The sequence below is a fragment of the Mariniflexile maritimum genome, assembly GCF_009746565.1.
Lineage (GTDB): Bacteria > Bacteroidota > Bacteroidia > Flavobacteriales > Flavobacteriaceae > Mariniflexile > Mariniflexile maritimum.
This window is the reverse complement of record NZ_WRPN01000002.1, coordinates 363,740-377,703: the sequence shown is the minus strand read 5'-3', so window position 1 is coordinate 377,703 and position 13,964 is coordinate 363,740. Positions and strand designations below refer to the sequence as shown.

Below are 13,964 nucleotides of genomic sequence, written 5' to 3'. Positions count from 1 at the left end.
TTAAAAAACAATGCAAGGCATGCACGAATTTTTCTGTTTTACGCCTAACACTGTATTAATGCCACAAATTTTAAAAAACCCCAAATGAATTTTTTCAAATAAACCATCAATTCCATTAAACAACATTTTTTGTGGATTTGTGGTTTTTTTATCTGTAACACATCCTAATACGTTTGCACTGTAAATTGTATTAGTGTAAAACACCATTTATTTAAAATTATTGCCTAATTGCGTTTGTCTTCGCCCCAAAGTAGTTTTTTTCGAAGGGTGCTTAAAAAACTTTCATCTAAAAGATCGATCATTTTGATTTTAAAATCGGCTTTTTTTATTTTGATGATGGTGCCATTTTCTAGGGTGGCAATGCGGGAATCGAGGGAAATTAAATGACTTTCCTCGCGACCTTCAACCTTGAGCTGTATTTCGGTTGAATCGGGAATAATCAAGGGGCGCGCACTTAAATTATGCGGTGCAATGGGCGCCAGAACAAAGCTATTGGTATCGGGAGTGATTACAGGGCCGCCACAACTTAACGAATAACCGGTTGAACCAGTTGGGGTAGATACGATTAAGCCATCGCTCCAGTACGATGTTAAATATTCGCCGTTCAAATAGGTTTCTACGGTAATCATGGAGGTGGTGTTTTTCCTGCTTATGGCTACTTCATTGAGGGCAAAATTAAGTGCCTTTATTTCGGTATTCTCGGGCAGTGTTTCAATGGCGAGCAAACTGCGTTCGGATATTTTATACTTGCCGTCCATGATATTTTGGATGGCTTTTTCTATTTGATCGACTTGTATGGTGGCCAAAAAGCCCAATCTTCCAGTATTGATGCCAATGATTGGTATTCCTAAATCCTTCACAAAAATAATGGATCTTAAAATGGTGCCATCGCCCCCAACGCTTACCAATAAATCAAAAGACCCATCTAAAGCATCAAAGGTTTTAAAGGTTTTGTAATCATCAAAATTTGGGATTTCTTTTTTTATAATGTTGAAAAACTCGGTTTCAATGTAAGCGTCGGCATGTTTATCCAATAAATAGTGGAACAACCGCTGTACGGAAGTGGTCGTGCTTTCATTGTAAAATCGTCCAAAAACGGCAATTTTCATACCTTTTATATGTTTAGATATTTATTCAAATAATCCGATCGATCCTTTAAGCTTTCTAAATAGCTGTCTTCTTCGTGCCCAGATACAATGTGGTAGCTATACCGCCTAAAGGTTTGAATGATGTCGCTTAGCCCCAAGTTGCTAACTTTTAAGGTAACCTGCACAACATCCATGTCCATTTTAGAAATAAAGGCCCCCAAAAGTTTGCCGTTGTTCGATTCCACAATTTGGCAAATTTCACTAAAGGAATAATCGTTGATGCCTTTTTCAACTATTAAAATCCCACCGGCATCCGAGAAAAATGGCGATTCACTGAACAAATTCATCACATCATTCAATTCATAATAACCCAAATAGGCGTTTTGGTCGTTTAAAACGGGCATGATATTGGTTGAATTTTTTGCAAACGCCTCTAAAACGTCTAGCCACAAAGTACTATCGCGCACAAAAAAAGGCTCAAGGGCATATTTGTAATCGCCCAGTGTTTTATCTTTTTCAAAACAGTGGGCATCGGTCTCGGAAAAACAGCCTAAATAGAATTTGTTTTTGTCCTGAACCGGCATGTGCGAATAGGTTAACTGGTTGAACAGCAATTGCAAATCGCTAATTTTGTTGGTGTTTTTTAACGGCTTTATGTCGTTTATAATGTATTTTGATAAATTCATCACCTAGTTGTATGCATGCAAATTAATCAAAAAAAAAGCATATAAGCCTGTTCTACTTTGTATTTTTGTCATTTAAAACAGTGAACCATGACAAAGTTAAGTGTAAACATTAACAAGATAGCGACTTTAAGAAATTCTAGGGGCGGCAACGTGCCCAATGTGGTGCAATTTGCAAAGGACGTTCAACGCTTTGGCACCCAGGGCGTTACCATACACCCACGCCCCGACGAACGCCACATTCGCTACCAAGATGCGTTTGACTTAAAGCCTGTTGTTTATACCGAATACAACATAGAAGGCAACCCCGTAAAATCGTTCTTGGACTTGGTTTTAAAAGTGAAACCTACCCAAGTAACCTTAGTGCCCGATGCCGAAGATGCCATAACCAGTAATGCGGGTTGGGACACCTTGAAACACAAGGATTTTTTAGTGGATGTTATTAAGGAATTTCAACAAAACGGCATCAGAACCTCCATTTTTGTCGATCCTGTCTTGAAGCAAATTGAAGGAGCCAAAGCCACAGGAACCGACAGAATTGAACTTTACACCGAAGCTTTTGCGCACCAATACGCTTTAGGGAATAAAAATGCCATAAAACCATACGCTGAAAGCGCCCAACTTGCCACAAATTTGGGATTGGGCATAAATGCAGGCCATGATTTATCGTTGGATAACATTCAATATTTCAATGAAAACATACCCGGCCTCTTGGAAGTTTCCATTGGGCATGCGCTTATTGCCGAAAGTTTGTATTTGGGCATTGAGAACGTTATTCAAATGTATCTTCGTAAACTCAATTCAGAATTCAGTAAATCGTAAATCACAATGCTTTTACACTCCAACATCATCGGCAAAGGCACCCCTTTTGTAATACTCCATGGCTTTTTGGGCATGAGCGACAACTGGAAAACACTGGGCATGCAGTTTAGTGAAGCCCATTTTCAGGTACATTTGCTCGATCAGCGCAATCACGGACATAGTTTTCACAGTGAAGAATTTAACTACGATGTGCTGGTTGAAGATTTAAAACATTACTGTGAAGCGCACCACCTTGAAGAAATTATTTTATTGGGCCATTCCATGGGCGGAAAAACAGCCATGTTATTTGCTACGAAATATCCAAATCTTGTTTCAAAATTGATTGTAGTTGATATTTCACCCCGTTTTTACCCTGTTCACCATGATGGCATATTAAATGGTCTTTGCGCTTTAGATTTTGATAAAATTAAAAGCCGAAGTGAAGCCGATGCGCTTTTAAGCAAACATGTTTCCGATTATGGCACTAGGCAATTTTTACTTAAAAACCTCTATTGGGTCGAAAAAGGAAAATTAGGCATCCGCATGAATTTACAGGTTTTAAAAGCTGAAGTCGCCGAAGTGGGCGAGCCTTTGCCGGCACAAGCTACCTTCACTAAAGCAACCCTGTTTGTTCGGGGCGATCGTTCAGAATACATTGGTGCTGATGATGAAACCATTATTTTAAACCATTTTCCAAACGCAAAACTGGCAACCATTGCCAATGCGGGCCATTGGTTGCACGCCGAAAACCCAAAAGATTTTTTTAAAACGGTAATGGGGTTTTTAAAATAACCGCCATTATGTTGAAATTAAATAGTAGCTTTATGACTTTAATATGAAAAAAACCAAGAAGTTAAGGAGTTTCTGGTACAGCTTAAGCTCGCGTCAAAGATTTTTAATACGCAGATTGTATTATTTGCCCATAGATATTTTTGACAAAATAACAGGCAAAACACACCCTTACGTTCCTGCAAGAGGATTTATATATACGGGGTCTCCGGCCAGTGCCAAAAATTACATACAGCAAGGATTAAAACAATTGGACTTGCTTAAGGAAACCATCAACCTTCAACCAAACGACGCTATTTTGGATATAGGAAGCGGTATTGGAAGAACCGCTATTGCCTTAACCGGCTACCTTAACCAAAACGGCACTTATGATGGTTTTGATGTTGTAAAGAAGGGCGTCGATTGGTGCAACAACGGCATAGGAACAGATTTCCCCAATTTCAACTTTAAATACGTGCCAATCTTTAACGATCTGTATAACACATCCTCATTAAAAGCTACTGGTTTTCAATTTCCGTATCCGAAAAACAGCTTCAGCAAAATCATATCATTTTCATTGTTTACCCACATGCAGGCAGATGAAATTCAACATTATTTTTCCGAAATAGAAAAAGTACTAAAACCAGAGGGTTTGTGTTTTTCAACATTCTTTCTGTATGATTCTGAAAATGAATCCTTTATTTCCGAAAAAGCCACCATGGCCTTTCCCTATAAAAAAGACAATTACCGGTTAATGCACAACAACGTTAAGTCCAGCAACATCGCTTTTCACAAAAACGAGATCAAGCTCATGCTAAAAAAGGCGAACCTTGAATGTGTGAAGATGATTGATGGTTTTTGGAAGGACACCATCAGGGATGCGTCCAAAAAAGAATACCAAGACATTGTAATATTTAAAAAACTTTCTATATGAACCTCATTTTAAAACTCTTGTTAACGGCCCTTGCCGTATTTATTTTGGCCTATTTTTTACCAGGCGTTACCCTATCCGGAAACACCTTTGTTACTGCCATTATTGTAGCCATTGTGCTTGCGGTTTTAAACCTGTTGGTAAAACCCATTTTGGTTATCTTAACCTTACCCATCACCATTGTTACCTTGGGGCTATTCTTGTTGATAATTAACGCCTTAATCATTCTTCTGGCCGATAAATTAATCGATGGTTTTGCAGTAAACAGCATCTGGACAGCCATCTTGTTTAGCATCCTACTCTCCATATTGCAATCGTTTCTACATTCGCTTTTAAAAGACGACAAAAAATAGCTTACAATCAAGCTGTTAAAAACTTTGTAGGGTTGTAAAAATGTTATATTTTTGCAACCCAATTTTAATGACATATTTAAAAATAAAATAGTTCGTAAAACGCCCCTAAGGCTTCATATCATTTAAAATGAATATTACAAGAGAAAACGTTGATGCATTAAATGCTGTAGTAAAAGTAAATATCGCAAAAGAGGATTACAGCGATAAAGTGGAAAAAATCTTAACCGATTACCGCAAAACAGCAAATATCCCCGGTTTTAGAAAAGGCCACGTACCCATGGGAATGGTAAAAAAACAATACGGTAAAGCGGTATTGGTCGATGAAGTTAACAAGCTACTGCAAGACGCTTTAAACAAATACCTTACCGAAGAAAAACTGGACGTTTTAGGGCAACCACTGCCAAAGCCTCAAGATGCCATTAACTGGGATGCCGACACGCTTTCATTTGAATTTGAATTAGGCCTAGCTCCAGAATTTGAAGTAAGCCTAAACAGCAAGGAACCCCTAACGCACTACCACATTGTAGCCGATTCTAAAATGATTGACGAACAAGTGGCACGCATCCAAAAGCAATACGGAAAATTAATTTCGCAAACCCAAGTTGAGAAAGATAGCGAAATTACAGGGGTTTTTAAAAATGAAGAACGCGACATTGAAAACAAAGTAACCCTAACCTTAGATAAATTTAAAGGAAAAGCGACCGAAAAACAATTTGTTGGCGCCAAGGTTGGCGATGTTATTTCATTGCAAACCAAAGGATTGTATGAAGACGACCACGAACTAATGCACGCTTTGAAACTGGGTCATGATGACGTGCACGGATTGGACATTGAGGTTTCCTTCACCATTTCTGAAATCAACAAACGCGAACTTGCCGAGTTGGACCAAGAACTGTTCGATAAACTTTTTGGGAAAGATCTGGTTAAATCGGTAACGGAATTAAAAGATAAAATTAAAGAGGATGCCGAAAAGCAATTCACGCAACAAGCAGACCAAAAACTTTTAAACGACGTCACCGAGTATTTGGTAGAACATACCAAGTTCGATTTGCCAGCAAGCTTCTTACAGAAATGGATGCAAACCGCCGGCGAGCAACCCATGGATGTGCAACAGGCCAAAGAAGAATACGAAAAATCGGAAAAAAGCTTACGCTACCAATTAATCGAGGGCAAACTTATTACCGACAACAACATACAGGTTACCATGGATGATATAAGAAATCATTCCAGGGAAATGATCAAGGCACAAATGGCACAATTTGGCCAATTAAACCCTTCCGACGAAGAACTGGATAGCATTGCTGCCCGTATTTTATCAAATCAAGAAGAAGCACGCCGTATCTCCGAGCAATTGGTAAGCCAAAAATTATTATCACTTTACAAAGAAAAAGCAAACCTTAAAGTAAAGGAGTTAACTTACGAAAACTTCGTAAAAGAAGTGTATGGGCACGAATAATATCTGTGCCTATACGGAATAATTCACTATATTTAGGCGCTATAATTAGTTTTATAGCGCCTAATTCGTTGGGTGCATTTAACCTTAAATGAAGGCTTCAATTTAATTTGCGCTTCATTATAAAATCACCCAATAAAGGTATTCGTTATTTAATTTAAAACAACAACAAGCAACAATTATGGATTACGCTAAAGAATTTGAAAAATTCGCGATAAAAGACCAAGGCATCAGCAGTACCTACTACAATAAAATTATCAGTAGCATGTACCCAACAAACCTAACGCCCAATATTATTGAAGAGCGCCAAATGAACATTGCTATTTTTGACGTATTCTCACGCTTAATGATGGATCGCATCATTTTTATGGGCACCGCCATAAACGACCAGGTAGCAAACATCATTCAAGCCCAACTTTTGTTTTTGGAAAGCACCGATTCTTCAAAAGATATTCAAATTTACATCAATTCCCCAGGCGGAAGCGTGTATGCAGGTTTAGGTATTTATGATACCATGCAGTTCATAAAACCCGATGTTGCTACCATTTGTACTGGTATGGCGGCCTCCATGGGCGCTGTCTTGCTATGTGCGGGTGCCAAAGGAAAACGCAGCGGCTTAACTCATTCGCGCGTAATGATCCACCAACCCCTAGGAGGTGCGCAAGGTCAAGCCAGCGATATCGAAATTACAGCTCGTGAAATACTTATCCTTAAAGAAGAACTGTATAAAATAATTAGCAAACATTCGGGACAAGATTACGAAAAAGTATATGCCGATAGCGATAGGGACTACTGGATGAAAGCCGATAAAGCCAAAGAATATGGTATGATTGATGAAATTTTGGCCCGTAATTAAATAAAAAATTGTAATTTTATAGAATTGTTATAGCCATATTTATAATAATTCACTCCCTAAAATAGAAAAATATTAATGGCAAAGGAAGAATTAGAATGTTCGTTTTGTGGTCGTAAAAAACCCGAGACCAACTTATTGATCGCAGGATTAGATGCCCATATTTGCGACAGATGCATAGAGCAGGCACACGGTATTGTGCTGGAAGAATCAAAGCAACACGATGGCAGCGACCTATCCTCTGAACTAAAACTGCGTAAACCACAACAAATTAAGGCATTTCTCGATGAATACATCATAGGGCAAGATATGACCAAGAAAGTCATGTCGGTTGCCGTATATAACCATTACAAACGCTTATTGCAACCCACCACCAAAGATGATATTGAAATCCAAAAAAGCAATATCATTATGGTAGGCCAAACGGGAACCGGAAAAACCTTGGTAGCCAAAACAATATCCAAAATGCTTAACGTGCCATTGGCTGTTGTTGATGCCACGGTTTTAACAGAAGCCGGCTATGTAGGTGAAGATGTAGAAAGCATTTTAACACGCTTGCTACAAGCAGCCGATTACAACTTGGAAAAGGCCGAAAAAGGCATCGTTTTTATTGATGAAATCGATAAAATTGCGCGCAAAAGCGACAATCCATCCATAACCCGCGATGTTTCGGGCGAAGGCGTACAACAAGCACTTTTAAAACTTTTGGAAGGCACCATCGTTAACGTACCGCCAAAAGGAGGGCGCAAACATCCCGACCAAAAATTTATTGAAGTTAACACCGAAAACATTTTATTTATTGCCGGTGGTGCGTTTGATGGTATTGAACGCCATATCTCAAAACGCCTAAACATGCAAGCAGTAGGTTACAGCGCCTCCAAATCGGAAGATGTAGTCGATCACAACCATTTGCTTCAATACATTGTTCCTAAAGATTTAAAGGATTTTGGTTTAATCCCTGAAATTATCGGGCGTTTACCAGTGCTCACCTATATGGACCCCCTAGATGCCCAAGCGTTAAGGGCCATACTTACTGAACCCAAGAATGCCATCATCAAACAATACCAAAAATTGTTTTCAATGGATGATGTCGATTTTACCATTACCGACGGCGCTTTGGATTACATAGTAAACAAAGCCATTGAGTACAAATTAGGCGCACGTGGTTTGCGTTCGCTGTGCGAGGAAATTTTAACCGATGCCATGTTTGAACTACCAAGCAGCAACGAGAAAAAATTAAACGTCACAAAATCGTACGTTGAAGATAAACTGGTTAAAACAACTTTAAAGAAACTTAAAGCCGTTTCTTAAAAGTACCATTATATATAGTACAAACCACGCTAAAATGCGTGGTTTTATAGTTTTTAAATAACTACAAGCCCATCATTTGAAAACAGCAACGCTCCACAGTCTTTTCTTAACATGCAACGCTGCGTGTACCGATACCAGAAAAATTAAGAACAACGCGATGTTTTTCGCTCTAAAGGGCGAAAACTTCAATGGCAATTGCTATGCCGAACAAGCTTTGGCACTTGGGGCAAGCTATGCCGTTATTGATGAAGCTGAATATTGCACATCACCAAAAACCATATTGGTAAACAATGTGCTTGAAACCCTTCAAGAACTGGCCACCTTTCATCGTGAATTTTTAAAAACCCCAATCATCGCCCTTACAGGAAGCAATGGCAAAACCACAACCAAAGAGCTTATTAACGCTGTACTTTCACGAAAATACCAAACTACGGCCACCATTGGCAATTTAAACAACCACATTGGGGTGCCTTTAACCCTACTATCCATGACCCATAACACCGAAATTGGGATTGTTGAAATGGGCGCCAACCACCAAAAGGAAATAGCATTTTTGTGCGATATCGCAAAGCCCGATTATGGTTATATTACCAATTTTGGAAAAGCGCATTTAGAAGGATTTGGGGGTGTAGAAGGCGTAATAAAGGGCAAAAGTGAAATGTACGATTTTTTAAAGGCCAACCATAAAACCATTTTTGTTAACGCAAACGATGCCATTCAAACCGAAAAAACCAGCAACGCAAAAACGTTTACTTTTGGCAACAACCACAATTGTAATGTACAAATAAATTTTTTGGAAGCGCAGCCATTTGTAAAATGCAACTATAACAACCTAACCATAGAAAGTCAACTTATTGGCGATTACAACTTTTACAACATTGCTGCTGCCTTGGCCATAGGGCATTATTTTAAAGTGGACGATCACGCCATGAAGCGCGCCATTGAAGCCTATGTGCCTGCAAATAACCGCTCACAAATAATTGAAAAAAACACCAATAAAATTATATTGGATGCCTATAATGCCAATCCAACCAGTATGACTGCGGCCCTTCTTAACTTTGAAAAGCAACAGGGCAAAAAAATAGCCTTTATTGGTGATATGTTTGAGTTAGGCACCGATGCGGAAACCGAACACCAAAACATAGCCAATTTGGCCCTTTCTTTAGAAATAGACCAATTGGTATTTATTGGTGACCATTTTTCCAGAACAAAAATAAGCTCAGAAAAAGCCTCACAATACAAAACCTTCCAAGACTTTAAGGAAACCTTCAATGGGTCGGTTATTAAAAACGCCGTACTTTTAATTAAAGGATCGAGAGGAATGGCACTGGAAAGGCTTTTGGAAATACTTTAACCAACCGTTTAAAAACCGCGCTCCTTTTGCAGTTGCCCATACGCTTCCTGCACTTGTTTAAACTTTTCCTCGGCCCCTTTTTGATGCTCTGTTCCTAAATGAGCTACTTTGTCTGGATGGTACTTTTTAGCCATGGTTCGGTAGGCCGTCTTAATGTCTTCGTTAGTGGCCGATGCATCAATTTCCAATATTTTATAGGCCTTATCACTACTGTTGTAAAACATGGCCTTGATACTTTCGTAATCGATGTGGCTAATTCCTAAATACCCCGAAATCAGTTGTATTTGCTGTAATTCATCATCGGTTATGGTACCATCGGCCTGTGCAATTCCAAATAAAAAATGAACAAGTTGCAGGCGCGATGCATGTTGCATCATCTGCCTAATTTGCAAGCAAACCTCTCGCGTTGAAATATGTTGTTGCTTACTTATTTCCTTAAAAAGCTTAAACGCTTTATTAGCACGCTCCTTTCCATACATGGCTACAAACTGCATACGCACAAAATCCAGCTCGCGTGGATCTTGTTTTTTGTCGGCCTTAATTACAATAGAAGCCAATATGAGCAAACTAACTTCAAAATCGCCAGGTTGCGTATGTGCTCTATAAGCGCTTTCCCGTGGGTCACCTTCCTCAAAACCATCCCTATTTCCGCTACCCAGAGCATCAATAGCACTTCCCAATGCCAACCCAATAATGGCGCCTATTGGCCCACCAAACGACCACCCTAAGGCAGCCCCAATCCATTTTGAAAAATTCATCTACTTCTTTTTATTGGCTTCAAATATAATACTGTTAACCGAGTTATCCGACGGTTTCTTATCAAAAAACAAAAGGCCATTGCCTCATTTCACTTCAACAAATACCTGTTTTAGATAGCTAAGGATACGTTAAACGCACGATTAAACCACTTATTTTTCTGTATATTTGCAAAATAAAATATTAATACTAAAAATTAAAAAATATGTATCCAGCAGAATTAGTAAAACCAATGCGTGAAGATTTAACCAAAGTTGGTTTTGAAGAATTACATACTGCCCAAGCTGTGGATGCGGCTTTGGCAAAAGAAGGCACTACCTTGGTGGTTATTAATTCCGTGTGTGGTTGTGCTGCCGCCAATGCACGTCCTGGTGCCCGAATAAGTTTGCAAAACGCCAAAAAACCAGACCATATTGTAACGGTTTTTGCAGGTGTTGACAAAGAAGCTGTTGATGCTGCGCGAGGCTATATGGCACCTTTCCCTCCAAGTTCGCCAAGTATGGCTTTGTTTAAGAACGGTGAATTGGTACACATGTTAGAACGCCACCATATTGAAGGCAGGCCCGCAGAATTGATTGCCGAGAACCTAAAAGATGCTTTTAACGAGTATTGCTAATCACCGTAGCTAACCATTTATGAAAACCACGATGCCCTCGTGGTTTTTGTTTTAATGCACGCAACCTTTCTGGAAAATTCACGTCTTAGAAAAAAATATAAACATGAAAAATATTCATTTACTACTGTTTATTTGTTGTTTTACGTTTATGGCTTTTCAATGTGATGATGAAGACAACTTGCCAACCAGCAAAGAAAGTGAGCAAAAAGCCCTGAACAATTCAAAAAAAGCCATTGAAGCTTTGGCGGCGACATCGGTTTGCAACGAAACGACCACTTGCAAATTCATTGCACTGGGTAGCAAGCCCTGTGGCGGCCCATGGAGCTACCTGGTTTACTCAACGTCCATCGATGTTAAAAAACTGGAAACAATGGTAGAAACCTATAACAAAAGTGAGGCAGCTTTTAATCAAAAATGGAATATTGCCTCCGATTGCGCCTATGCCATGCCGCCCACCAGCGTAAATTGTGAAAATAACACCTGTGTTGCTATTTATTAAAAGCCTGTTTTTGCTTATTTTTGAAGCATGCAAAAACTACTATCCTACCCACTATCGGTTATTTATTATTTGTGTTTTTTTTTAACACTGGTTATTTTTCATCCCATCCAATGGCTTTGTTTTAACGTTTTTGGCTATCAAGCGCATAAAAAAAGTGTGGATGTTTTACAGTTTTGCCTCATGCGCTGTGCCAATATTCTGGGTACGCGATTTACGTTTACCAACCCTCATAACATACCAACCAACCAAGCTTTAATAATTGTTGCCAACCACCAGAGTTTGCACGACATTTACCCGTTAACCTGGTATATGCGCAAACACCACCCCAAATTTATTAGCAAAATAGAGTTGGGCAAAGGCATTCCAAGTGTTTCTTACAATTTACGCCATGGTGGTGCCGCTTTAATTGATAGAAAAAACCCAAGACAATCATTGCCCGCACTCATCAAATTTGGCGAATATATTGAAACCAACAAACGCGCCGCTGTAATTTTTCCGGAAGGTACACGAAGCAAAAATGGCGAACCTAAACCGTTTCAAACAAAAGGTTTGGACATACTTTTTAAAAAAATCCCGTCGGCTTTAGTGGTACCAATTACAATAAACAACTCATGGAAAATGTTAAAATATGGTAATTTCCCTATGGGATTGGGCACACACATTACATTTACCGTTCATAAACCTATAAAAGTTAGTACCTTTGTAAATAATGAAGACCTCATCAATAGTATTGAAAACACTATTAAAGCAAGTATTAACAAATAAATCAGAATAAATGTCGTTGAAGAATGTGCGATTGGAAGTGATGCAGTTTTTAGAAAAAGACGTCGCATCGCTCATGGAAAAGTATTTGATACCCATTGATAAAATATGGCAACCAACAGATTTTTTACCAAACTCTGAAGGCGACCGTTTTTTTGAAGAGGTTAAAGAAATAAGGGAACTTTCAAAAGAATTGCCCTATGATTTTTGGGTGGTTTTAGTTGGCGATATGATTACCGAGGAAGCATTGCCCACTTACGAATCGTGGCTTATGGATGTTGAGGGCGTAAACCAAGTTGGCGAAGAACAAAATGGTTGGGCCAAATGGGTAAGACAATGGACCGGTGAAGAAAACAGGCATGGAGATGTGCTAAACAAATACCTTTACCTTTCCGGACGTGTAAACATGCGCGAAATTGAAATTACAACCCAGCACCTTATTGCCGATGGTTTTGATATTGGCACCGACCGAGACCCCTACAAAAACTTTGTTTACACCAGTTTTCAGGAATTGGCAACCTATATTTCGCATAACCGTGTTGCAAAAATTGCCACCCAAAACGGCAACAAACAATTAGGAAAAATGTGTAAAATAATTGCAGGTGATGAAATGCGCCACCACCACGCCTATTCCGAATTTGTAGAGCGCATTTTTAAGGTAGATCCTAGCCAAATGATGATGGCATTTCACGACATGATGAAACTTAAAATTACCATGCCAGCACATTTTTTACGGGAATCGGGCAACAAAATAAGTACGGCCTTTGAAGAATTTTCAAATACCGCCCAACGCATAGGCGTTTACACATCGCATGATTATGTTGAAATTTTAGAGAAATTAATAACCCGTTGGGAAATTGACAAAATTTCCGGACTTACCGATGAAGCCGAAAAAGCCCGGGATTATTTGATGAAATTGCCCGCCAGAATGTACCGCTTATCAGAGCGCATCAAAATACCAGAAAACTCATATCAATTCAAGTGGGTGGAACCTGCTTTAATTCGGTAACACCAATTTTAAATACAAACTAATTCCTTTCAAAAACCGAAAGGATTTTTTTATTTTCGTGCCTATGGACCAAAAAAACATTATTACCAATACCATTGCATTTGTAAAAAAACAACTGGCAAATGCCGAAGGCGGACACGATTGGTTTCACATAGAACGTGTTTATAAAAATGCGATGCTAATTGCTAAAAATGAAAGCGCAGATATTTTGGTCATACAACTAGGTGCCTTGCTCCATGATATTGCCGATAGTAAATTCCATGACGGCGATGAAACCATAGGCCCCAAAATGGCGCGTGAATTTTTATTGAAACAAGATGTTGATTTACAGGTTATTGACCATGTTATAGATATTATTGAAAACATTTCGTTTAAAGGTGGCAATGAGGCCCAAAAATTCAAATCGGCCGAACTGGATGTGGTTCAAGATGCCGATAGGCTTGATGCGATGGGAGCCATTGGTATTGCGCGCTGTTTTAATTACGGGGGCTTTAAAAACCGTGAGATTTACAACCCGGATATTGAACCAAACTTAACGATGGGCAAAGCTGAATACAAAGCTTCAAATGGGCCAAGTATCAATCATTTTTACGAAAAACTATTGCTTTTAAAACATAAGATGAATACCAAAACAGGTAAAGCTTTAGCTGAAAAAAGACATGCCTTTATGGAACTTTATCTTGAACAATTTTATAAAGAACGGGATGCCAATGTTTAAATGGAGGTT

The 13,964-nt window shown here is 39.0% G+C and carries 16 protein-coding genes; 13 read left to right on the top strand and 3 right to left on the bottom strand.

Going from position 1 to position 13,964, the window contains the following annotated elements:
* Positions 1-224: 224 nt before the first annotated feature.
* Both GQO80_RS04495 and GQO80_RS04490 read right to left on the bottom strand, forming a co-directional pair.
* On the bottom strand, positions 225-1,109 hold the full coding sequence (locus GQO80_RS04495) for an NAD kinase (RefSeq protein WP_157207131.1): 885 nt from the start codon (positions 1,107-1,109) through the stop codon (positions 225-227).
* Between the two features lie 5 nt (positions 1,110-1,114).
* Positions 1,115-1,774 carry a CBS domain-containing protein gene (locus GQO80_RS04490; protein ID WP_157207130.1) on the bottom strand — a complete coding sequence of 220 codons (660 nt, stop codon included), beginning with the start codon at positions 1,772-1,774 and terminating at the stop codon, positions 1,115-1,117.
* An 87-nt stretch (positions 1,775-1,861) separates the two neighbouring features.
* Between GQO80_RS04490 and GQO80_RS04485 the strand changes: the two genes are divergently transcribed.
* The 8 genes from GQO80_RS04485 (at position 1,862) to GQO80_RS04450 (ending at position 9,595) form a co-directional block, all read left to right on the top strand.
* The gene (locus GQO80_RS04485) at positions 1,862-2,593 is read left to right on the top strand and encodes a pyridoxine 5'-phosphate synthase (RefSeq protein WP_157207129.1); all 732 of its coding nucleotides are present in this window, start codon (positions 1,862-1,864) and stop codon (positions 2,591-2,593) included.
* Between the two features lie 6 nt (positions 2,594-2,599).
* A complete protein-coding gene (locus GQO80_RS04480; protein WP_157207128.1) occupies positions 2,600-3,364 on the top strand; it encodes an alpha/beta fold hydrolase in 765 nt (254 codons plus the stop codon).
* 43 nt (positions 3,365-3,407) lie between these two features.
* A complete protein-coding gene (locus GQO80_RS04475) occupies positions 3,408-4,274 on the top strand; it encodes a class I SAM-dependent methyltransferase (protein WP_157207127.1) in 867 nt (288 codons plus the stop codon).
* A complete protein-coding gene (locus GQO80_RS04470) occupies positions 4,271-4,624 on the top strand; it encodes a phage holin family protein (RefSeq protein ID WP_157207126.1) in 354 nt (117 codons plus the stop codon). The genes GQO80_RS04475 and GQO80_RS04470 overlap by 4 nt, the downstream gene beginning before the upstream one ends.
* A 127-nt stretch (positions 4,625-4,751) precedes the next feature.
* Positions 4,752-6,080, top strand: coding sequence for a trigger factor (gene tig, locus GQO80_RS04465; RefSeq protein ID WP_157207125.1), 1,329 nt, complete (start codon positions 4,752-4,754; stop codon positions 6,078-6,080).
* Positions 6,081-6,258: 178 nt separating this feature from the next.
* The gene (gene clpP / locus GQO80_RS04460) at positions 6,259-6,933 is read left to right on the top strand and encodes an ATP-dependent Clp endopeptidase proteolytic subunit ClpP (RefSeq protein WP_157207124.1); all 675 of its coding nucleotides are present in this window, start codon (positions 6,259-6,261) and stop codon (positions 6,931-6,933) included.
* 75 nt (positions 6,934-7,008) lie between these two features.
* Positions 7,009-8,241: an ATP-dependent Clp protease ATP-binding subunit ClpX gene (gene clpX / locus GQO80_RS04455; RefSeq protein WP_157207123.1), complete on the top strand. Its 1,233-nt coding sequence runs from the start codon at positions 7,009-7,011 to the stop codon at positions 8,239-8,241.
* A 76-nt stretch (positions 8,242-8,317) separates the two neighbouring features.
* A complete protein-coding gene (locus tag GQO80_RS04450; protein WP_157207122.1) occupies positions 8,318-9,595 on the top strand; it encodes a UDP-N-acetylmuramoyl-tripeptide--D-alanyl-D-alanine ligase in 1,278 nt (425 codons plus the stop codon).
* A gap of 8 nt (positions 9,596-9,603) precedes the next feature.
* Here GQO80_RS04450 and GQO80_RS04445 read toward each other — a convergent pair whose 3' ends face one another.
* Complete coding sequence (locus GQO80_RS04445; RefSeq protein WP_157207121.1) at positions 9,604-10,353, bottom strand: TerB family tellurite resistance protein; 750 nt, start codon at positions 10,351-10,353, stop codon at positions 9,604-9,606.
* A gap of 203 nt (positions 10,354-10,556) precedes the next feature.
* On the opposite strand from GQO80_RS04445, the gene GQO80_RS04440 reads away from it, so the two are divergent.
* The 5 genes from GQO80_RS04440 to GQO80_RS04420 all read left to right on the top strand — a co-directional run bounded on the left by GQO80_RS04440 (position 10,557) and on the right by GQO80_RS04420 (position 13,955).
* The gene (locus GQO80_RS04440) at positions 10,557-10,967 is read left to right on the top strand and encodes a BrxA/BrxB family bacilliredoxin (RefSeq protein ID WP_157207120.1); all 411 of its coding nucleotides are present in this window, start codon (positions 10,557-10,559) and stop codon (positions 10,965-10,967) included.
* Between the two features lie 103 nt (positions 10,968-11,070).
* On the top strand, positions 11,071-11,466 hold the full coding sequence (locus GQO80_RS04435; protein WP_157207119.1) for a hypothetical protein: 396 nt from the start codon (positions 11,071-11,073) through the stop codon (positions 11,464-11,466).
* Positions 11,467-11,493: 27 nt separating this feature from the next.
* A complete protein-coding gene (locus tag GQO80_RS04430; RefSeq protein ID WP_157207118.1) occupies positions 11,494-12,231 on the top strand; it encodes a lysophospholipid acyltransferase family protein in 738 nt (245 codons plus the stop codon).
* A gap of 10 nt (positions 12,232-12,241) precedes the next feature.
* Positions 12,242-13,237, top strand: a complete 996-nt coding sequence (locus GQO80_RS04425) for an acyl-ACP desaturase (RefSeq protein ID WP_157207117.1) — start codon at positions 12,242-12,244, stop codon at positions 13,235-13,237.
* A gap of 64 nt (positions 13,238-13,301) precedes the next feature.
* Positions 13,302-13,955, top strand: a complete 654-nt coding sequence (locus tag GQO80_RS04420; RefSeq protein ID WP_157207116.1) for an HD domain-containing protein — start codon at positions 13,302-13,304, stop codon at positions 13,953-13,955.
* The last annotated feature ends 9 nt before the right edge of the window (positions 13,956-13,964 follow it).